Genomic DNA, 20340 nt, shown 5'->3' with positions numbered 1-20340 from the left:
CATGTCCCCCGACATCCAGTTCGCCGACGACGACCAGGCCTTCGTCGGCTCCCAGCAGTTCCAGGACATCAAGAACTGGACGCACGAGCACCTGCTCACCCGCATCGAGGAACTGGGCGCCGAGTTCGGCCGCTGGTCGCGCGCCTCGATCCAGCAGTTCGTGGAGCTGGAGCTCGACAGCTTCGTGCGACTGCAGCGCGTGCCCATCAACGAGCGCGAGATCCAGCTGGTGGCCGATGCGCTCACCAAGGAGCTGGCGGGGCTCGGGCCGCTCGAAGACCTGCTGAACGACCCGGCCGTCGAGGACGTGCTGATCAACGGCCACAAGAACGTGTATGTCTCACGGCGCGGCATCCTCACGCGCGAGCAGATCCGCTTCTCCGACGACGATCATGTGCTGCGCATCGTGCGCCGCATCCTGGCGCCGCTGGGCAGGCGGCTGGACGAATCCAACCCGATGGTCGATGCGCGCCTGCCCGATGGCGGCCGCATCAACGCCGTCATCGAGCCATTGGCGCTGGACGGCATGTCGGTGTCGATCCGCAAGTTCCGCAAGGACCCGCTCACGCCGGCCGAACTGGTCAAGCTGGGCACCTTCGATGCCGGCATGGCGCAGGTGTTGGAGATGGCGGTGCGGGCGCGCTGCAACATCCTCGTCTCGGGCGGCACCAGCTCGGGCAAGACCTCGCTGCTCAATGCGCTGACCACCTTCATCCCCGAGACCGAGCGCGTCATCACCATCGAGGACACGGCCGAGCTGTCGCTGGCCAACGCCCACGTGGTGCGGCTCGAAAGCCGTCAGGGCGGCTTCGATGGCGCGGGGCTGGTCTCCATCCGCGACCTGCTGCGCAACAGCCTGCGCATGCGGCCCGACCGCATCATCGTGGGCGAGGTGCGCGGCGCCGAGGTGATCGAGATGCTGCAGGCCATGAACACGGGCCACGACGGCTCGATGGGCACCATCCATGCGAGCTCGCCGCGCGAATGCATCTACCGGCTGGAGATGCTGGCGGGCTTCGCGGGCTACCAGGGCAGCGAAGTGAGCCTGCGCCGCCAGATTGCCAGCGCCATCGACTTCATCGTGCAGATCGGCCGGCTCTCGGGCGGGCAGCGGCGCATCCTGTCGCTGTCGGAAGTGACGGGCGTGAACGACAACGTGGTCGCCATGCAGGAGCTCTACCGCTACGAGCCGCAGGTCGGGCCCGACGGCGAGGAGCGCGACCGCTGGGTGTCGCTGGGCATTGCGCCGCATTCGCCCAAGATCGCGCGGCTGCGCCAGACCCTGGCCCGCAGCACGCAGGGCACCGCGGAGGGCCGCCGTGGCTGAGTCGCCGCGCATCGGCCTGCTGCTGCTGGCGGCCGTGGCCCTGATGCTGGCCGCCGCCGGCCTGCTGCTGTGGCAGTGGGCGGCCTCACGCCAGGGCCGGGCCGCTGCTGCGCGCCACCTGGGCGAACAGCTCGCCGGGCTGGCCGACAACGACGCCGTGCCCCGCGCCCGGCCGGCGCCGCTGTCGACGCCCGCCAGTGCACAGCCGCTGGCGGCCGCACCCGCCGATGGCACGCTGGTCGACCCCTGGGCCGCGACGACCGAGGCGGCCACCGCGGCCAGCACGTCCGGCCGCGGCCGCCTCGACGAACTGCTGCCGCCCTGGCTGCAGGGCGCGGTATCGGCGCCCCAGCTCGGCCTGGGCGCGCTGGCTCTGGGGATCCTGGTGTCGCTGGCAGGCCTGCTGGCCTCGGCGCCCGGTGTGGTCGCGGCACTGGCCGTGCTGCTGCCGCTGTCGGCCTTCTTCCTCTGGTGGCGGGTGCAGAAATTCCGCCGCCGGCTGGTGGGCCAGTTGCCGGGCTTCATCGATGCGATGGTGCGGCTCATCACGGTGGGCAACTCGACGCAGGCGGCCTTCCAGCTCGCCATTCCGAGTGCGCGCGAGCCGCTGCGGGCCTACCTGGAGCGCACCGCCGGCCTGGTGCGTGCAGGCGTGGACCTGGACCGTGCGCTGGCACAGACGGCCGAGAGCGTGCGCGTGCAGGAGCTGCACCTGATGGCTGCCGTGCTGGGCCTGGGCGTGCGCTACGGCGGCCGGGCAGACCTGTTGCTGGAGCGGCTGGCGCACTTCATCCGCGACCGCGAGCAGGCCGACCAGGAGCTGCAGGCACTGTCGGCCGAGACCCGGCTGTCGGCCTGGATCCTCGGCCTGCTGCCGCTCATCGTGGGCGGGCTGATCGTCACCAACAACCCCGACTACTTCCTGCGCATGTGGCACGACGGCACGGGCCGCATGATGGTCTTCGGCGGCGCGGGCCTGCAGCTGCTGGGCGCGGTGCTGCTGTACCGGGTGGCGAGGCTGTGATGCCCCAGCAACTCAGCCCCACCCTGCTCGCCGCCCTCAGCGTGGCGGTGCTCGCCCTGGGCCTGCTGGTGCTGGGTGCCGCCCTCATCAGTGCCGAGCTGCGCCGGCTGCGCCACGAGCGCGCGTTGGACCGCGCCCTGGCCCATGGCGCCAGCCTGAGCCAGGCCGGCGACCCCAGCCTGCATGCGCCCCTGGCCGCCCCCAGCGCCAGCGACCTGCCGGTGCACTGGCTGGACACGCGCCTGGGCCGCGCGCTGGTCGCCGACGAGGACCGGCGCCTGATCGAGCAGTGCGGCTTCCCGGCCGTGCGGGCACAGCTCATCTTCCTGCTGCTGCGTCTGGGCCTGGCGCTGCTGCTGCCGGTGCTGGTCTACATGGCGTGGGCAGGCAGCCAGACCCCGGCCAGGGCCATTGCCGGACTGGCCTTCGGCTTCACGCTCGGCTTCATGGGCCCCAAGTGGCTGCTGGCGCGGCGCGCGGCCGACCGCCGCGAACAGGTGGCGCAGGAGCTGCCGCTCTTCGTCGACCTGCTGCGCCTGCTGCAGGGCGTGGGCCTGAGCCTGGACCAGAGCCTGCAGATCATGGCCACCGACTTCCACCATGTGCTGCGCGTGCTGGGCTTCGAGCTGGGCATCGCCAATCGGCAGTACGCCCAGGGCCGCACCCGCGAGCATTCGCTGCAGCGCCTGGCCACGCTGCACGGCAACGAGGATCTGGCCAGCCTGGTGATGCTGCTGGTGCAGGTGGACCGCCACGGCGGCGCCGTGCAGGAGCCGCTGCGCATCTTCAGCGAGCGGCTGCGCGAGCGCCGCCGCATGGAGATGAAGGAGCGCATCGGCCGCATCACCGTGAAGATGACCGTGATCATGGTCACCACGCTGCTGCCGGCGCTGCTGGTGGTCACCGCGGGCCCTGGTTTCCTGGCGATCGTCCGTTCGGTCGGGAGCATGAGATGACATCCCAGATGACACCCCCCATGCCGCTTCAATGCTCCTGGCGGCCGCCAAAGGCGGCTGCTCTTCGGGCACGTCCAAGCCTGCGCAGGCAGGCTTGGAGCCGCGGCCCTCAGCCCCTCTCAGACGCCTTCGGCTTGGAGGGGGGCGCACCCGCAGGGCTGGCAAAGCCAGTTCCTGGGGTGCACTGGCGTGGCCTGCTCCGCGGCCCTTCGACAGGTGCCAATGCTGGCGCTTGTTGTCGCCCCACGAGAAAGGAGTCGCCCATGCACAGGATTTCCGTGATCGCCCTCAGCCTTCTCTGCCTGGGCCTCGCGGCCTGCGGCAGCACGCCGCGGTCGGACTACCCAGGCGCCGGCGCGGCGCGCGAGCGGCAGAACGCACAGGCTGCCGCCGATGCCGTGCCGGCCGGCGAAGGCGCATCCGCCATCGACAGCGCGGGCACCTACCTGCGCCTGGTCGAGCGCATGCAGCAGGACGGCCTGTGGTTCGCCTCGCTGGCGCATGTGGACGCGCTGGAGGCACGCCACGGCGTGATGCCCGCGTCGACGCGACTGCGTGCCGATGCGTTGCGCCAGACCGGGCAGGACGCCGCCAGCGCGGCCGCCTACCGGCGCCTCGTGGGCACGCCGCTCGAAGCGGCCGGTTACCACGGCCTGGGCCTGCTCGCCGGCGGCAATGGCGACTTCGCCGAAGCCGCACGCCTGATGGAGCAGGCCCGCCGCAGCACACCCACCGACGGCCTGCTGCTGAGCGACCTGGGCTATGCCCTGCTGCGCGCCGGCCGCATCGACGCGGCCCGCGTTCCGCTGATGCAGGCGGCCCAGCTGCGCCCCGACCAAGCGCAGGTGCAGGCCAACCTCGCCCTCTACCTGGAAGCCAGCGGCCGCACCGATCAGGCCAGCGCGCTGATGGACGCCCAGCGCATGCCCCCGGCCAGCCGCGAGGCCATCCGCCAGGCGGCGCGCGACCTGGCCGGTGGGGGTGCCCCCGTGGCCACCACCGACCTGCCGGCCGGCTTTGCGCCGGGCGGCCTGGCCCTGCGTACCGCCACCCGGGCCAGCCTGCCGCGGATGGCCGCACCGGCCGGCGCCGCCACCACCGCGAGCGCCGAGCGCGCGCCCAACGCCCCCGACACCGGAAGGACGCCATGACGAAGACGACCCTGCTTTCCCTGCTGCTCCTGGGCACGCTCGCTGCTGCGCCGGCCCAGGCCCAGACCTCGGCGAAGGCCGCATCGCCATCGGCTGACAGCCGGCAGGTGACGCCGGTGCAGGTCGCACCGATGCCGATGTCTGCCGCGCCGGTGCCAAGCCCCCCGGCCTCGCCGGCGGGCGGCGGCGCGCCCCTGGACGAAACGGCCGCCGCCACCGACCAGCCGGCGCTGCCCGTCGGCGCGGCCACGCAGCGTCTGCTGGCCCTGCAGCGCGGCGGCACGATGGCCTCGGCCACGCCACGCCCCATTCCCGGCGAGGTGGCGCACCGCAGCTACGAGCGCTACCTGAACAGCTTCAACCACCCGATTCCCGATCGGTACGGCTCCTCGGTGTCGGTGCGCCAGGGTGGCACCGGCACGGGCACCTCCACCGGCGTGGCCCGCTGAACGACGAACGACATGCCACGCACGGCCCGCCCTCGCGTACACGCCCCGCGGCCGCGCGCCGCACGGGTGCAGCGCGGCGTGTACTCGCTGGAGTACGCGATGGTGTTCCTGCTGTTCTTTGCGCTCATCTACACCATCGTGTGCTCCGCGATCGTGTTCACCTTCCGCTTCGGGCTGCAGAACGCGGCGGAGGATGGGGCGCGGGCCGCGCTGCGCTACCAGCCCACGTTGGCAGCCCGCCAGGCGGCGGCCAGCACCGAAGCCACGCGCAAGGCCACGGGCTGGCTGCCGGTCGCGCCCACGGTGGCCTCGCGCGTCGTGTACGAGAACGGCAGCAGTTGCGACGCCCAACTGGCCAATCGCTGCAGCATCGAGGTCACGGTCAGCGCACCCGGCCTGCAGGCAGTGCTGCCGCCTTTCCCCGGTTTTGCGCTGCCGGACGTGGTCGCCGCGCAGGCCCGCGTGCTGCTCGATGGGAGGTCGCTGTGAGGGGGCGCCCGGCCACGTTACGCCCCATGTGCACGACGCGTGGGCGCCAGCGGGGTGTGGCCGCGATCGAGTTCAGCATTGTGTTCATCGCCCTGTTCACCGTGCTCTACGGCTTGGCTACCTTCGGCTCGGTGTTCTACACGCGGCACCAGATCACCCGCGCCGCCGAGGACGGTGCGCGTGCCGTAGCCATGTACAACGCGCCCACCGAGGCGCAGATCCAAGCCGTGGTGCGCAGTTCGCTGGCGGTGCCGCTGTCCACCGCGAATGGCCTGGAGATCAGCGCCACGGCCGCTGCCGACCCGGTGGTGGTGACTGTGCGCCTACCCTACCGCAGCAACGCGATCCTGCCGCTGCTGCCGCTGGCCGACCGCTTCATCCCGGACATGCTGCAGGCGCGCGCCAGCGCAGCGAGGCCCTCGTGACATGACGCGCCGCCCAGCCTCCATCCGCCGGTGCCATGGCGCAGGCGTCTTCATGGCCCGCCGCCTGCTGCAGCAATGCCCTGGTCGCGCTGGCCAGCGCGGCGCTGTCGTGATCAACGCGACCCTGGCCCTGGCCGTGCTGATCATCGGGCTGCTCGGGACTGAGCTCGGCTACATGCTGCTGACCAAGCGCGACCTGCAGAAGGCCGCCGACCTGGCCGCGCTGGCCGGCGCGCAGCAGGTGCAGCCCACCAGCTGCACCGCGGCCCAGCAGGCGGCGCTCTCCAATGCCAATGGCAGCGGCACGCAGGATGCCAACCGGAACCTGCCGCACGAGTTCAGCCTGGCGGCCGGCGACGTGGAATGCGGCAACTGGGACCCCACCCGCGGTGACGCCAAGGATCGTCATTTCCAGGCCCTGCCACCCTTCAATGCCGTGCGCGTAGGTATTCGAAGGACACCGGCACTCATGCTTCCAGTTCTTCCGGGCAATCGGTCCACGGAAATTACCGTCGAAGCGATCGCTGCGCTGGATTCCCCCTCTGCGGCCTTTTCCGTTGGCTCGAAGCTGATCACAAGCAACCCGGACGCGCCGCTCATATCGACGCTGAAGTTGGCGGGCATCAACGTAAATGGCTTGTGCGTTGGCTGCTACTCCGGCCTCGCCAACGTATCCCTCACCCCGTCCGGATTGCTTCAAGAACTGGGGATCCCCGTCAGCGCAGACATGACTGTGGGCGACCTCAACGCTTTGTTGGCGGCGAACAAAGTTCAGTTGGGTGACCTGCTGAGCGCGATTGCCACTTTGGCCTCCAACCAAGGTACAGATGGCAATCTGCTTCTCTCCGCGAATGCGAGCCTCTTGAACGCGCTGGGCGCGACCTTGGACGTGAGCCAACTTCTCATTCAACTGGGCACCGATGCTGCATCAGGGACAGGGCTCAGAGGACTCTTTGGAAACATCAGCACTGCGACGGCTGCGGCCGCCCTGGGAGTGCAGCTCAATGCGCTGGAACTGCTCACAACCTCAGTCGGCGTTGCGACGTCCAAGAACGCGCTTTCCCTGCCCGTAAGTGCGCCAACGCTCGGCATCAGCCTGGAAGCACGAGTGATTGAGCCGCCATCCATCGGCATCGGTGATGTCGGCACCATGGCTTACAACGCCCAGGTGAGGATCGTCGCATCCATCAAATCGTCTGCCAGTGCTTTAAGCGGCTTGCTCGGGATACTGCGCACGAGCATCGACCTTCCTATCGTGATCGACGTGATCAACGCGAAAGGAGAACTGACCGCATTGGATTGCGCTGCCGCCCCCCCGCAGGCAACCATTACCGTCGAATCGGCAGTGCTCAACGCCTGTATCGGCCAAATCCCCAGTTCAGTGCTCTGGTCCAAGACCGATGTGTGCACCGATGCGACGCTGGGTCAGATGACCTTCGTGCGTGCGATGGGCATCGACCTTTTATACGGAAAAGTCCAAGTGCCCGCACTTGATCGCACAGAGTCCCTTACGTTGTCGCCTCCACCTTCGCAGGACAGTTCGCAAACAACCCAACGCAACGCTCTGCCCATTGGAAGCACCGTCGTGAGCCTTTTCAATCAACTGCTGGCGCTCGGCTTAAGCGCAACAGGTGATGACGGCAGCCAACCCGCGCAGCGAGCGAGCACGGTGGAGATTGCGACAAGCATGGCCGATGACTACCTGCGAAGAGCAGGTGCAACGAATGTATCTGGAGTAGCAAACCTGCTGACTGCAGATGGCGTTAACTGGAAGCGTCCCGCCGTACTGGGCTTGCTTTCGAGCGACATGGTGTCGGAGTGGACATCAAGCACCAACACATGCCTTGGGTCATCTCGTGCCACATGCATTCGCACCAAGCTCATCCAGTCCTTGCAGACGCCGGCTCAAGACGGATTGGTGGGCGGGCTCCTGGGAAGTGTTCTGAATCTAGTGTCCAACCTATTGAGCCTTGATCCCAAAGGCACAGGCACACCGCTTCTATCGACGATCCTGGGGCCATTGCTGCAGTTGCTGAGCCCTGCGCTTGATGCGGTGGGGGCAGCACTGTCAAACCTGCTTGGCGACGTGCTGGGCATTGAGTTGGGTCGGACGGACGTCAAGCTCCATTCCGTGAGCTGCCACACAACCAAGCTTGTGTATTGATTCCTGAACGACTGGCCAAATACGTCGCGCACTCATGAGCGTCTCCCCCGCCTTCGACGAACTCGACCTCTATGTGTGGGAGGGCAAGGCCGACATCCTGGACCGGGTGGCGCGCTGCATGTCCAGCTTCGACGTGGAGGTGATCCGCGCCGATGACCGCTTCATGAGCCTGCCCGAGCGCGAGCAGCCGCTGCGTCCGTCGCTGGCCGTGATGAGCGTGACGGCCATCGACGGCGGCGGCCTGCCGCATGCCACCGAACTGCTGCAGGGCATGCCGGTGATCTGGGTGGGCGCGAGCACTCGCGAGCGCGATCCGCGCAACTACCCGCCCGAGTACCTGCACGTCCTGCCCTACGACTTCACCTGCGCCGAGCTGCGCACCATGGTCGCCAAGCTGGTGCGCCAGCTGCGCGCCCGCGCGGCCGAGGCGCCGGCGCCCGGCGAGCTGGTGGCCCTGTCCGAACCCATGAAAGCGCTGCTGGCCGAGGTGAACACCTTCGCGGGCAGCGACCATTCGGTGCTGGTGCAGGGCGAGACCGGCGTGGGCAAGGAGCGCGTGGCGCAGCTGCTGCACCATGGCCATCCCACCTACGGCAAGGGTGCCTTCGTGGCGGTCAACTGCGGCGCGATTCCGGACGGGCTGTTCGAGTCGCTGTTCTTCGGCCATGCCAAGGGCTCCTTCACCGGCGCCGTGCATGCACACCGCGGCTACTTCGAGCAGGCCACGGGCGGCACGCTGTTCCTGGACGAGATCGGCGACCTGCCGCGCTACCAGCAGGTCAAGCTGCTGCGGGTGCTGGAGGACGGCGCGGTCACCCGCCTGGGCTCGGCCACGCCGCTGCGGGTGGACTTCCGCCTGGTGGCGGCCACCAACCGCAACCTGCGCGAGATGGTGGCCGCAGGCGAATTCCGCGCCGACCTGTTCTACCGCCTGGCGGTGATCGAGTTGCGCATCCCCAGCCTGGAGGAGCGCGGCGAGGCCGACAAGATCGCCCTCTTCAAGGCCGTGCTGACCGGCGTGCTGGGCGAGCCGCTGCTGCAGGAGCTGGGCGAGGCGCCGCACTGGCTGACCGACGCCATCGCCTCGGCCACCTTCCCGGGCAACGTGCGCCAGCTGCGCAACCTGGCCGAGCGGGTGGGCGTGATCGCGCGGCAGACCAAGAGCTGGGAGCCCACGCTGATCCAGCGCGCCCTGGCGCTGGCGCGGCCGGTGGAGGTGCCATCCGCCGCCCCGCCGGAGCGCCGCGGCTGGAACGCGACGGAGCGCAACCGCATCATCGCGGCGCTGGAAGTGAACGACTGGCGCCGCCAGGACGCCGCCCAGCACCTGGGCATCAGCCGCAAGGTGCTGTGGGAAAAGATGCGCAAGTACCAGATCATGGATGGCGAGCCGGGCGTGCCGGAGGCGCCGGAATCGTCCTGAGCCGGGGAATTAGACCGAGACGGCGACCGATGCAGCCTCGACGCGGTTGCGTCCGCGGTCCTTGGCCTGGTAGAGCGCCTGGTCGGCTTCGCGAAGCAGGTCCTCGATGCCGCCGCCGTCGCGGGGATGGCGGCATGCGACGCCCACGCTGACCGTCACGCCCGCAGGCAGTGCCCAGCCGGCATCGCGCGAGGCATCGATCACGCCCTGGCGCACCCGCTCGGCCACCTGCATCGCGTCGCGCAACGGGGTGGCCGGCAGCACGATGGCGAACTCCTCGCCGCCCGGCCGCGCCGCCAGGTCCTGCTCGCTGCGGCAGGCATGGGCCAGCGCCGAGGCCACCGCCTGCAGGCAGCGGTCGCCTGCACCGTGGCCGTGGGCGTCGTTGTAGAGCTTGAAGCGGTCGACGTCGACGGACAGCAGGGCCAGAGGGGTGTCCTCGCGCAGCGCGCGCGCCCACACGGTCTCCAGCCATTCCATGTAGCTGCGTCGGTTGGCCAGGCCTGTGAGCGGATCGGCCCGGCTGAGCAGTTCGAGTTCGAAGTTGGCCTGCTCGAGCGCATGGCTGCGCGTGGCCAGGTCCTGCGCCAGGCGTTCGTTGTCCAGCGAAACGCGCAGCGCGTCGACATAGATGCGGCCCATGCGCCGCGCCACGGCAAGCTGGGCAAGGCAGAGCACCACCGACGCCACCGAGAGCACATGCGCGAAGCCAGGCCGCGCGATCAGCACCGCCACCGCCAGCGAGCCGAGGATGGGCACCTGGAAGGCCGCATGGGTCTGCCAGTACGCCATGTTGGTCATGGTCATGGCCACCGCGCCCAATGCCGTGCCGATCACGACCGGCACCTCGTCCGCCTCACCGTGGACCAGCATCCAGCCCAGGCCGATGCCCCAGGCCAGGCCGGTCAGGGCCATGAGCACCAGCGAGGCCCACACCCAACGCAGGCCGACATCGTCCCGTTGGCGGCTGCGCCGGTACGCCAGGCGCAGTCCCATGCGGGCGAAGATGGGCAGGCAGGAGGCCACCAGCCAGCCCATGACCAGCGCATGCCGGTCGGGCCGCCAGAAGACGCTGGCGAGCATGGCGGCGCCCGCCAGGCCCATGAAGCCGGAGACGGGCACGGTGTCGTAGAGCGCCTCGACGCGGCGGCGTCGCAGGATCGGATCGGCGTCGTTCAAGGAGAAGGCACGAGGGAAGGTACGCCCCTCACTGTAGACGCGAAGCAGTGCGCAGGGCCATGCGCTGGGGCAGGCTCTGCGCCGGTACCGCCACGCCGCCCGCGCGCTGCGCGGCCTTCAGGTCTGGGCCCCGCAACGGCGCCGCGGAAGGTGCCGGCGGCGCCATCGGCTGCTGCACCACGGCCCGCGCCCGCGGGCCGGCGGGCACGGCAGGTGTGCCTTGTTGCGTCATGCCCAGGCCGTCCGGGCCCAGCAGCGAACGCGCGGGCCCGCCCACGATCTCGTCGATCCAGGGACTGACGCCGTCGGGCTCCACGCGCAGCTCGCCGGTGGCCCGGGCCAGCCGGAACTCGGTGACGCGCAGGTCGAACACGGCATCGATGTAGTCCAGCAGCAGGTTGTTGTGGTCGAGCTGCGCATCGAGCACGTTGGGCAGCGTCTCGCGGCCGAACTCCAGCAGCCGGCTGCGGCCCCGGAAGGCCTCGCCCGACTCGGACACGGCTTCGCGCAGCTGCTGCTCGCGCTCGCGGCCGCTGGCGGTGCGGCCCCAGGCCGAGGCCGTGAGCTCCAGCAGGTTGCGGCGCACGCCGTCGAGCTTGGCCTCCTGCGTCTGCACCTCGGCCAGCGCCGACTTGACGCGCAGTTGGCGGTCGAAGCCGCTGCCGAAGTTCCAGTTGAGCTCCAGCGCGGCGCGCGTGGGCTCGGAGGTGGTCACGCCGCGCGGGTCCTTGGTCTTGACCACCACGGCATCCACCGTGGGCCAGACGCTGGCCTCCTGCTGCTCGACCAGCTCCCGCGCGCGTGCCACGCGCTCCTGGGCTTCGGTCAGCTCCGTGCTGCGCGATTCGGCGCGGGCGATGGCCTCCTGCTGCGAGGCGATCTGCCAGGCCGGCGGCGTGCGCAGCAGCGGCAGGCGCGCCGGATCGGGCACGAAGCGGAAGTAGCTGTCGAACTTGGCGATGGCCTCGGCCAGCTGGGCGTCGAAGTCCGCCTCGCGCGCGGCGATGCCGGCGCGGCGGGCGCTGGCCATGCGCAGGTCGTTCTGGCCGGCGCCCCCCAGGGCGACGCGGCGCTCCTCGCTTTTGGCCAGGTCCTGCACGATGCGGGTGGAGCGGCGGGCGACCTCGCGCTTGAGGTCGAAGCGCTGCACCTGCATGTAGGCGGTCAGGGCGTCGAGCACGACCTTCTGCGAGGTGGTCTTGACCGCCTCGCTCTGGGCCCGGCTGCCGGCCTCGGCGGCCCGCTCGCGCGCGCTCATGGCGCCGCCGTCGATCAGGCTCATGCGGGCCTCGGCGGTGAGCAGGGTGTAGGTCTCGCTGGAGGCGCCCTCGCGGCCGCTGTTGTAGGTGCCGCTGGCGGTGCCGACCTTGAAGCGCGGATAGCGCGCCTTCCTGGCCGCCTCGACCTCGAAGCCACTGCTGGCGGCGGCGGCATCGGCGGCCAGCACTTCGGGATGCTCCAGCGCCAGGGTGCGCAGCGACTGCTTGAAGCGCTGGGTCTGGCCGGTGATGACGAGGCCGGGCGCGCCGGCGGGCGCGGATGCCGCGGGTGCGGTTGCAGGCGCAGCCGATGGCGTGGAGGCGGGCGTCACGGGCAGTGAGCCGGGCGCGGGCGCCGGTGCAGCGGGCGCTGCGGAGAGCATGGGTGCCGACGCGCCACGCAGCGACGCCGGCGCCACCGCCGCGATGCGTTCACCGACCGGCGTCGGCGCGGGCGCCTCCGGCATCGACAGCCGCGTCGCCGTCAGCAGCCGCATTCCGTTCTCGTCGTACACGGCCACCGGCACGCCCTGGCGACGGATCTGCACCTGGGCGGCGGCGGGCAGGCACGCGAGCACGCAGGCCAGGGCGATGGCGGTGCGCACACGCATTTGCACGCCATATGGGGCTGAACGGCCGTCTTTCAGAAGGCCGCGGAGCAGGCCATTCGTGGATGTCCGCGGAACCGGCTTTGCCGGGCCGCTGGACGTGCCCCCTGGAGGGGGGTGGCGGAGCGCGAAGCGCGGAGCCTGGGGGTGCTTCATGGTTCTCGGAAGGCCTCCCGCTGCAGCTTCAGCACCGGCCGCAGGATGTACCAGATGAACGGGTCGGTGCCCACGATCAGGTCGACCTCCGCCTCCATGCCGGGCGTGATGCGGTTCTCGGGCCGGCCCACGTGGGAGGCGCTGGTGCTCACCTGCAGCCGGTAGTAGGGCGGCGCGGTGGGCAGCGTGGCGTCGCGGTCGGCGTCGGCGGCCACCAGATCGACGCGGCCGTCGACCGTGCCGTAGCGCAGGAAGTCGTAGGCGGTGATCTTCACGCGGGCCTTCTGGCCGGCATGCACGAAGCCGCGGTCGTTGGGGCTCAGCCGCGCCTCGACCATCACCTGCGCGTCGTCGGGCACCACGTCCAGGATGGGCTCGCCGGGCTTGATGACCCAGCCGGGGCTGCCGCTGCGCAGGCCCTTGACGATGCCCTCGCCCGGCGCCGTGACCACCGTGCGCGAGCGCTGGTTGCGGGCGCGCTGCAGGTCCTCGTTGAGGCTGGCGAGCTGGCGTTCGACGGTGGAAAGTTCATCCGACGCGCGGCGGCGGAAGCTGCCCTCGGCCTCGGCCAGCTTGGCCTGCGCCTCGCCGATGGCGGCAGCGGCCGAGACCACGCCCTGCCGGGCCACGGCCAGTTCGGCGCCGGCCACCTCGGCTTCGCGGCGCTTGTCCAGCACCTCCAGCTGGCCGATCAACTTCTCGGCCGCCAGCTGCTCCGAGATCTCCAGCTCCTTGCGCGCCAGCGCCACGCGCTGCGTGAGCCCGGCCACCTTGGCCTGCTGCTCCATCTGCTTGCTGCGCGCGGCCTCCAGCGCCGCCTGGGCGCCGGCGGCGATGCCGCGCTGCTCCAGCGAGCGGGCCTGGTACGCGCCCAGCTCGCCGCGCACCACGTCGGCATCCATGGCGGGCGGGAAGCTCTCGCGCCGCAATGGCTCGCCGCGGCTCTCGGCCGTTAGGCGCAGGCGCGCGGCCTGGGTGGCGGCCTGGCGGGCGGTCAGCTCTTCCAGGTTGAGGCCGCTGCCGCCCAGGTCGATCTCCACCAGCGGCTGGCCGGCCTTGACGCGCTCGCCCTCGCGCACGAGCACGGCGCGCACGATGCCGCCTTCCAGATGCTGGATCGACTTCACGCGGTCGGACGGGATCACCTTGCCGTTGGCGACCACCACGGTCTCCATGGGAAAGGCCAGCGCCACCACGGCCAGCACGCCGATGGCGCCGCCGATGAGCCAGCGTCGGCGACGGCCCGGACCGTCCGGCATCGGCGCGCGGTCCTCGGCACGCAGCAGGACCTGGGGCAGGTCGTTCTTCATGCGGCCACCTGCTGAAGGTCGGCGCGCTGGCTGCCGAAGAGGCGGGGCACCATCACCGCCGGCGCGCCCTGCTCCACGCTGCCGTCGCCAGTGACATGGTAGACGTTGTTGGCGGCGGCCACCATGCGCAGCGAATGCGTCACCACGATCACCGTGCGCGTGCGGGCGATGGCCACCAGGGTGTTGATGAGCTGGCGCTCGCTGTGGAAGTCGAGGTCGTTGCTGGGCTCGTCCAGCACCAGCACCGAGGGCTTGCGCAGGAAGGCCAGCGCCAGGCCCAGCTTGCGCCGCTCGCCCACCGACAGGCCAGTGCCGCCCTCGCCGATGCGGGTGCGGTAGCCGGCGGGCAGGCGCGAGACGAAGTCGTGTGCGCCCGCCAGCTTGCAGGCCGCCACGATCTGCTCGTCGCTGTGGCCGGGGGCGCAGCGGCGCAGGGTCTCGATGATCTCGCCGGCGAACCAGTAGACCTCCTGCGAGAGGTAGCTGATCCACCTGGCGCGGTCGTCGCGGCCGAACTGGGCCAGGTCGTATTCGCCCAGGCTGACGGTGCCGGCGCTGGGCGCGTACAGGCCGCAGATCAGCCGCACCAGCGTGGACTTGCCGGCGCCATTGCGGCCCACCACCGCATGCAGGCCGGCCGGGCCGATGGCCAGGTCGAGCTTCTCGAACACCGGGCGGCCCTGCGGCTGGAAGCGGAAGTCCACATCGCGCAGTTGCACCAGCCCGGGGGGCTGCGGCAGGTTCAGGCCGCTGGGCTCGCGCTCCACCGGCTCGGACAGCACCTTTTCGAGTCGGCTGGCCGCCTCGCCCGCCGTGGCCAGCGCGCGCCAGTTGGAGACCAGCCCGGCGACCGGCTGCAGCGCCCGCATGGCCAGCATGTTGGCCGCCACCAGGCCACCGACGGTCATCCACTGCTCCATGACCGACAGCGCGCCCACGGTGATGACCACCGTCGAGAAGATGGTCAGCAGCACCGTCGTGCCGTCGCGGGCGGTCTCGATCTCGCCGTTCTTGCGGAAGCTCTCGCCCAGCCAGTGGTCGTAGGTCTGGCGCCAACCTTCGATGGTGGGGCCGTCGTTGGCCTGGGTCTTGAGCGTTTCGCGCGCGGCGCAGATCTCGGCCGTCATGCGCTCCAGGTTGCGGCTGCGCTCGGTTTCCTCGACGCGGCCGGCGCGCACCTCGTCGGCCCACCACCAGGCCAGGAAGGACATCACGCCCAGGAAGACCACCACCACCGGCAGCACCGGCAGCGCCACGATGCCGATGACCACCAGCGCGAACAGCGCCATCGGCAGGTCGAAGATCGATTGCGCGAGGCCGCTGCTGAGCGTCATGCGGACCGCGCCCACGTCGCGGAACAACAGGAACCACGCGGCGGCGGGCCGCTCCTCCAGCGCCCGCAGCGGCCGGTTGAGCATGGACTGCAGCAGCGCGCCCGAGATGCCGTGGTCGATGGTGGCGCCCGCATCGCGCAGCAGGCGCGAGCGGCGGCTGCGCAGCACGAACTCGATGGCCAGGAAGAACAGGATGCCGCTGAACAGCGCCCACAGCGTGGAGGTGCCGCTGCGGTAGATGACGCGGTCGTACACCTGCAGCAGGAAGATCGACGGCAGCAGCCCGAACAGGCTGATCGGCACCGACCACCAAGCCGCCTGCCGCACCGCCGGATAGGCCGCGCCGAAGGCCCGGCCGAGCGCGTCGGCATGCGGGCTGGCCGCCTCATCGCCCTCGGCCGTGACCGAGGGGGCGACCAGCTGGCTGGGAAGCAGGTACTTCAGCATGGGCGGCCGTCGATGTTGAAAACCATGAACAGATTGTTACTCACTGGGGCGGATGCAGGTCAGGTTGAAGACAGAAAGCCGGGTAAATGCCAAGGCGACCCGATCAGGCCATCGCCTTGACGGCCTTGGCGAGGCGGGCCAGGCCGATGCGCGCGCCGCCCTTGGCCAGCACCCAGTCGCCCGGCGCCACGATGTCGCCGAAGGCGGCCACGAGCTCGGCGGCGTCGTTGAACCACCGCACCGGCACCAGCGGCTTCAGCCGCTGGGCCAGAGGGCCCATGAGCGGCCCGCACAGCAGCACGCGGCCCGGCTGCGCAGCCAGCACCTCGGTCTGCAGCGCCAGGTGGTGGCGCTGCGACTCCGCGCCCAGGCCCTGCATCTCGCCCAGCACCGCCACCCGCTGCCTCGGCGCGCAGGGCGCCTGGGCCAGCAGGGCGAGTGCGGCCCGCATGGAGGTGGGATTGGCATCGTGCGTCTCGTCCACGAAGTGGAAGCTGCCGCCGGCGATGGGCACTTCCAGCACGGGCCCGCGCCATTCATGCCGCTCGAAGCCGCCCAGGGCCACCAGCGCCGCGCCCAGTTGGGTCTGCCATTCCAGGGCCAGCACGGTGGCCAGCACCGCGGTCGCACCCAGGCCCACATGCGCGCCCACGGCCTGCAGCTTCATGCGCACCGGGCTGCCCACGACCTCGGCGCGCAGTTCGCCATGCCCCAGCGCCGTGAGGCGCACCTGAGCATCGCGATGGCTGCCATGGTCGAACACGCGCAGGCCCCGCCGCGCCGCCAGCAAGGCCAGGCCGTCGTAGCCCGGCATGTCGCGGCACAGCACCACGCAGGCGTCCTCGGGCATGGCCTCGACGAGCTGCGCCATCTTGCGCTGCATGTCGCCGCCGCCTGGCTCGACAGGATCGACGGCGAGCACCAGCACCTGTGGCCGCGCGACCTGCACCATGGCCGGCGCGGGCGCCTGGCCCAGCTCCAGCACCCAGGTGGCGGCCTCCTGCGGCAGGCAGCTGAGGGCCCAGGCCACGCCCAGCGGCAGGCGCTGGCGGGTCTCGGGCTCCCCCACCTCGCCCCAGGCGCCCAGTGTCTTGACCAGCATGGCGGCGGTCGTGTCGCGCGCGGCATTGCCGGCCACGGCCACCACACGGCCCGGAAACTGCGCGCGCGCCTGGGCGCCCAGGTCCAGCATGGCCTGGCGCACGTCCTCCACCCGCAGCACCGGCAGGCCGCGGTGCAGGTGCGGCGCCGGATGGGCGCACAGCACCGCCGCGGCGGGCCGCAGGCCGTCCAGCTCCAGCGGCGCCGGTGCGCGGCCGGCGCGCTCGTCGTGCAGGCACAGCAGGCGCTGCGGTTGCGCGAAGGGCCGGGTCGCCATGCCGATGGCATGCCAGCCCTCGGGCGGCGCGACCACCCAGTCGCCGCCGGTGATGCGGGCCAGCTCGGCCGCCGACCAGCGCACGCCACGGGCCGCCGACTCGGGCGCGGTGCGTCCGGCGGCCTCGCGCTCGGCCATCAGCCGGTGGTAGGCCACCATGCCCGACAGGTAGTGCTCCACGTCGTCGATGCGCACGCGGAAGGAATGGTGGCGGATGAAGAAGGACCCGACGACGGCGGAGGGCCGCCGGAAGTACATCGCCATCTCGGGCCAGAAATAGCCGTTCTGCAGGTAGTTGGCGCGGTAGTGCAGCGCGCGCTCGAACTTCTCCAGGTCGATCTCGTCCAGCAGGTGGATCAGGGCCGGGATGCCCTCGAGCCGGCGGATCATGGCCTGGGCCGCGATCATCAGCTCCAGCAACGTGGGGAAGGTGGTCTTGCGGTCCAGCACGAAGTCCAGGTAGCCGGCCACGTTCTGGATGCCGAAACGGAAGTACTTCTCCAGCGGCCGCCAACGGGTGAGTTCGTTGACGCTGTAGCTGAGCCAGTGGTCGTGCGCCTGCCAGTGCTGCTGGCCGATGAAGTGCTCGAAGGCCCGCTCCACCACGGCCAGCCAGCGCTCGTCGCGCGTCAGCGCATACAGCCGCAGCAGGCCGAAGGCCGCCTCGCCGTCGTAGTAGATGATGCGCGAGACCTCCTTCACCGACAGGTCCTGCGCATGCAGCACATGCACGAAGCGGCCGGTGGCGGCGTCCTGCATGGCGGCGATGCCGGTGGCCAGGCGCTCCATCAGCGGCCGCCATTCGTCGGTGCCCAGCACTTCGCTGTACTTGACCAACGCCAGCAGCGCGACGGCGTTGCCCCCCAGCTTGATCTCGTCGCCCACGTCGACCAGGAAGGCCGCGGCGCGGCCGTCGGCCAGCGTGTAGTCGCGCACCAGCTGCTGCGTGAGGTGCTGCAGGCCGCGGTCGATGGCCTGGCGCAGCGCCGGGTCGCGCGTGAGCTCCCAGGCCTCGGCCATGGCATAGAGCGAGCTGGCATGGCGCAGCGTGTTGTAGCTGGGGATCAGCCGGTCGAAGCAGGGGAAGTAGCCGTAGACGAAGCGGCCGTTGTCCTGCACCTGGCGGGCCAGGTGGGCCGAGCCGGTGCGCACCAGCTCCAGCGCCGCGGCGGCATCGAGCGGCGGCACCTGCCGGCGGCCGGTGTCCAGCCCGTGGCCGGCCAGGCGGTGCACCACACCGTCCTCCTGGCAGAACACGCCGCCCAGGGCCAGCAGATAGACCTTGTCCTGCGCCTCCAGCGCCGGGGCCGGCTGGCCGCGGTAGCGCTGCTGCAGGTAGAGGCCCAGGTTGTGGCGGTTGATGACCGCATGCGGGATCTCGGGGCCTCCGTAGAGCAGCGCGTTGGCATTGATCTCCTGCTCGGTCAGGGCCATCGCGAAGGCGCCGTCGAAGGCCAGCCCCAGGCGGAAGTAGTTGCGCTTGACCTGGCGCAGCTGCTGCTCGAACTCGCCGACGGGCAGTTCGCCCACGCCCTGCACCCAGTCCACCCGCAGCCAGGGCGACTGCAACTGCTGCCGCAGCACGAAGGCGCTGGCGCGCCGTGCGCCGGCCTGCCAGGCCTCGTCGAAGCTGGTGCCCGTCGCATGCAGCACCTGCGCACGGCGCTGGCCGTCGGTGACCGAAAAGAAGAGCGTGAACGCCGGGTACGGCGCCGGGACGGCCGCGCACATCACCGCCACCTTCTCGCGGCAGGCGGCCAGCTGGGCGGCAAAGCCGCGCTCGCCAGGCTGCCCGGGCGAGCCGGCGAGCGGCAAGACCGCCCCCCCGGCGCCCGGCCGGGCGGGGGCGCTCACGTCCTGGTCCATCGTGCGGCGCCGGTCAGCGGTAGACGAACTCGACGCGGCGGTTCAGCTGGTAGCCGGCCTCGGTCTTCTCCAGCGAGGCGGGCTTTTCCATGCCCCAGCTGATGGCCTCCATGCGCTCGCCCGGCACGCCACCCAGCTGCATGGCCTGGCGCACGGCCTCGGCGCGGCGCTGGCCCAGCGCCACGTTGTACGAACGGCCGCCGCGCGCATCGGTGTGGCCTTCGAGCACCACGCGGGCCTGCGGGCGCTCGCGCATGTAGCGCGCATGGGCCTCGACGATGGAGCGGTACTCGGGCTTGACGTCGTACTTGTCGAAGTCGAAGTACACGATGCGGGCCACGCCCGCCGGCCCCGACAGGGCCGGTGGCGGGGGCGGCGCCTGCACCGGGGCCACGGCGCTGCGGCCCTTGGGATTGGCGTAGTAGTAGGTGGTGTCTTCGCTGCCGTCCTTGGGCGCCGCGCCGCAGGCGGCCAGCAGCACGGAGACCGACAGCGCAAGGCTGACGCGTTGGAGTGACTTCATCATGGTGGGACCTTTGGTCAACGACCGGCCCGCACGGCGGGCCGGCCACTCGACAGGGGACGACGAGGGCGCCGGACTCATCAGCCCAGCAGGTTGTGCAGCAGGCCGCCGACCGGGCTGGCCGGGCTGGTGGTGCTGCCACCGGTGCCGCTGGAGACCGGCTCGGTGACGCTGCCGAGGCCGCCGAGCAGACCGCCCACCAGGCCGCCACTGCCGCCGCTGCCACCCAGGACATTGCCCAGCAGGCCATTGCTGCCGGCGACGGTGTCGAGCACGCCGCTGACCACGCCGTGGTCGCCCGCCACCGTGTCGAGCAGACCGCCAACCACGCCGCTGCTGCCGGAGACGCCGTCCAGCAGGCCGCCGGCGGCGCCGTCGCTGCCCGTGACGCTGCCCAGCGCGCCGCCGAGCACGCCGTTGTCGCCCAGCACGGCGTTCAACAGGTCGCCGGCACCGCTGGCACCGTCGGCGGCGCCCAGCACGCCGCCCAGCAGGCCATCGTCGCCCAGCACATTCCCCAGCAGATCGCCCCCCAGGAGCTCGCCGCCGGTCACGCCGCCCAGCAGGCCGCCATCGCCGGCCACGGTGTCGAGCAGGCCGCCCACGATGCCGGTGTCGCCGGCGATGCCGCCGAGCAGGTCACCGCCGGTGAGCCCACCCAGCAGACCGTCCTGGCCCAGCACACCGCCGAGCAGGTCACCACCCAGCAGATCACCACCGGTCAGCCCACCCAGCAGGCCGTCGCTGCTGAGCACGCCGCCCAGCAGATCGCCGCCCAGCGCACTGTCGGTGATGTTCGCCACGCCGTCGGTCACGTAGTCCACCTGCTGCGTCACGCCGGAGAGGACATCGTGCACGACGTTCGAGCCCAG

Annotated in this window: 15 protein-coding genes and 1 pseudogene; 9 read left to right on the top strand and 7 right to left on the bottom strand. The window is 71.0% G+C overall.

What is annotated here, in order from left to right:
- Nucleotide 1 precedes the first annotated feature (1 nt).
- The 9 genes from DFR41_RS06775 to DFR41_RS06735 all read left to right on the top strand — a co-directional run bounded on the left by DFR41_RS06775 (nucleotide 2) and on the right by DFR41_RS06735 (nucleotide 9408).
- The gene (locus tag DFR41_RS06775) at nucleotides 2-1327 is read left to right on the top strand and encodes a TadA family conjugal transfer-associated ATPase (protein WP_114802226.1); all 1326 of its coding nucleotides are present in this window, start codon (nucleotides 2-4) and stop codon (nucleotides 1325-1327) included.
- On the top strand, nucleotides 1320-2351 hold the full coding sequence (locus DFR41_RS06770) for a type II secretion system F family protein (RefSeq protein ID WP_244917684.1): 1032 nt from the start codon (nucleotides 1320-1322) through the stop codon (nucleotides 2349-2351). Before DFR41_RS06775 ends, DFR41_RS06770 begins: the two co-directional genes overlap by 8 nt.
- Nucleotides 2351-3307 (top strand): type II secretion system F family protein, encoded by a 957-nt coding sequence (locus DFR41_RS06765; protein WP_114802225.1) that lies wholly within the window; start codon nucleotides 2351-2353, stop codon nucleotides 3305-3307. Before DFR41_RS06770 ends, DFR41_RS06765 begins: the two co-directional genes overlap by 1 nt.
- Before the next feature lie 263 nt (nucleotides 3308-3570).
- Entirely contained in the window at nucleotides 3571-4458 is an 888-nt protein-coding gene (locus DFR41_RS06760; protein WP_114802224.1) for a tetratricopeptide repeat protein, read from the top strand.
- Nucleotides 4455-4907, top strand: a complete 453-nt coding sequence (locus tag DFR41_RS06755; protein WP_244917683.1) for a DUF3613 domain-containing protein — start codon at nucleotides 4455-4457, stop codon at nucleotides 4905-4907. Before DFR41_RS06760 ends, DFR41_RS06755 begins: the two co-directional genes overlap by 4 nt.
- Before the next feature lie 12 nt (nucleotides 4908-4919).
- The gene (locus DFR41_RS06750) at nucleotides 4920-5396 is read left to right on the top strand and encodes a TadE/TadG family type IV pilus assembly protein (protein WP_114802223.1); all 477 of its coding nucleotides are present in this window, start codon (nucleotides 4920-4922) and stop codon (nucleotides 5394-5396) included.
- A gap of 26 nt (nucleotides 5397-5422) precedes the next feature.
- Entirely contained in the window at nucleotides 5423-5821 is a 399-nt protein-coding gene (locus tag DFR41_RS06745; RefSeq protein ID WP_114802222.1) for a TadE/TadG family type IV pilus assembly protein, read from the top strand.
- Nucleotides 5822-5873: 52 nt separating this feature from the next.
- A complete protein-coding gene (locus tag DFR41_RS06740) occupies nucleotides 5874-7985 on the top strand; it encodes a TadG family pilus assembly protein (RefSeq protein ID WP_170159328.1) in 2112 nt (703 codons plus the stop codon).
- A 34-nt stretch (nucleotides 7986-8019) separates the two neighbouring features.
- Nucleotides 8020-9408 (top strand): sigma 54-interacting transcriptional regulator, encoded by a 1389-nt coding sequence (locus DFR41_RS06735; protein ID WP_114802220.1) that lies wholly within the window; start codon nucleotides 8020-8022, stop codon nucleotides 9406-9408.
- A gap of 9 nt (nucleotides 9409-9417) precedes the next feature.
- On the opposite strand, the gene DFR41_RS06730 is transcribed toward DFR41_RS06735, so the two are convergent.
- The 7 genes and pseudogenes from DFR41_RS06730 to DFR41_RS27665 form a co-directional block, all read right to left on the bottom strand.
- Entirely contained in the window at nucleotides 9418-10587 is a 1170-nt protein-coding gene (locus DFR41_RS06730; protein WP_017758404.1) for a GGDEF domain-containing protein, read from the bottom strand.
- Nucleotides 10588-10615: 28 nt separating this feature from the next.
- Nucleotides 10616-12457, bottom strand: coding sequence for a TolC family protein (locus tag DFR41_RS06725; RefSeq protein WP_244917682.1), 1842 nt, complete (start codon nucleotides 12455-12457; stop codon nucleotides 10616-10618).
- Nucleotides 12458-12606: 149 nt separating this feature from the next.
- The gene (locus DFR41_RS06720) at nucleotides 12607-13920 is read right to left on the bottom strand and encodes an HlyD family type I secretion periplasmic adaptor subunit (RefSeq protein ID WP_114802219.1); all 1314 of its coding nucleotides are present in this window, start codon (nucleotides 13918-13920) and stop codon (nucleotides 12607-12609) included.
- On the bottom strand, nucleotides 13917-15701 hold the full coding sequence (locus DFR41_RS06715) for a peptidase domain-containing ABC transporter (RefSeq protein WP_114802218.1): 1785 nt from the start codon (nucleotides 15699-15701) through the stop codon (nucleotides 13917-13919). Before DFR41_RS06715 ends, DFR41_RS06720 begins: the two co-directional genes overlap by 4 nt.
- Before the next feature lie 103 nt (nucleotides 15702-15804).
- On the bottom strand, nucleotides 15805-18933 hold the full coding sequence (locus DFR41_RS06710; RefSeq protein WP_244917681.1) for a glutamate ligase domain-containing protein: 3129 nt from the start codon (nucleotides 18931-18933) through the stop codon (nucleotides 15805-15807).
- A gap of 25 nt (nucleotides 18934-18958) precedes the next feature.
- Nucleotides 18959-19471: a peptidoglycan-associated lipoprotein Pal gene (gene pal / locus DFR41_RS06705; protein ID WP_114802217.1), complete on the bottom strand. Its 513-nt coding sequence runs from the start codon at nucleotides 19469-19471 to the stop codon at nucleotides 18959-18961.
- A gap of 77 nt (nucleotides 19472-19548) precedes the next feature.
- A pseudogene (locus DFR41_RS27665) lies at nucleotides 19549-20340 on the bottom strand (hypothetical protein); the annotation flags it as partial.

Origin of the sequence: Pseudacidovorax intermedius (assembly GCF_003350475.1) — a bacterium.
Classification (GTDB): domain Bacteria; phylum Pseudomonadota; class Gammaproteobacteria; order Burkholderiales; family Burkholderiaceae_C; genus Xenophilus; species Xenophilus intermedius.
Note: the sequence above shows the minus strand (reverse complement) of the source record. Positions and strands in the feature narration are given on the sequence as shown.

Excerpts from the sequence above, each read along its gene's own strand:
- DFR41_RS06725 (WP_244917682.1), bottom strand. The coding sequence starts at position 12,457 with ATGCGTGTGCGCACCGCCATCGCCCTGGCCTGCGTGCTCGCGTGCCTG.
- DFR41_RS06760 (WP_114802224.1), top strand. The coding sequence starts at position 3,571 with ATGCACAGGATTTCCGTGATCGCCCTCAGCCTTCTCTGCCTGGGCCTC.
- DFR41_RS06715 (WP_114802218.1), bottom strand. The coding sequence starts at position 15,701 with ATGCTGAAGTACCTGCTTCCCAGCCAGCTGGTCGCCCCCTCGGTCACG.
- DFR41_RS06735 (WP_114802220.1), top strand. The coding sequence starts at position 8,020 with ATGAGCGTCTCCCCCGCCTTCGACGAACTCGACCTCTATGTGTGGGAG.
- DFR41_RS06720 (WP_114802219.1), bottom strand. The coding sequence starts at position 13,920 with ATGAAGAACGACCTGCCCCAGGTCCTGCTGCGTGCCGAGGACCGCGCG.
- DFR41_RS06745 (WP_114802222.1), top strand. The coding sequence starts at position 5,423 with ATGTGCACGACGCGTGGGCGCCAGCGGGGTGTGGCCGCGATCGAGTTC.
- DFR41_RS06765 (WP_114802225.1), top strand. The coding sequence starts at position 2,351 with ATGCCCCAGCAACTCAGCCCCACCCTGCTCGCCGCCCTCAGCGTGGCG.
- DFR41_RS06740 (WP_170159328.1), top strand. The coding sequence starts at position 5,874 with ATGGCCCGCCGCCTGCTGCAGCAATGCCCTGGTCGCGCTGGCCAGCGC.
- DFR41_RS06750 (WP_114802223.1), top strand. The coding sequence starts at position 4,920 with ATGCCACGCACGGCCCGCCCTCGCGTACACGCCCCGCGGCCGCGCGCC.
- DFR41_RS06775 (WP_114802226.1), top strand. The coding sequence starts at position 2 with ATGTCCCCCGACATCCAGTTCGCCGACGACGACCAGGCCTTCGTCGGC.
- DFR41_RS06755 (WP_244917683.1), top strand. The coding sequence starts at position 4,455 with ATGACGAAGACGACCCTGCTTTCCCTGCTGCTCCTGGGCACGCTCGCT.
- pal (WP_114802217.1), bottom strand. The coding sequence starts at position 19,471 with ATGATGAAGTCACTCCAACGCGTCAGCCTTGCGCTGTCGGTCTCCGTG.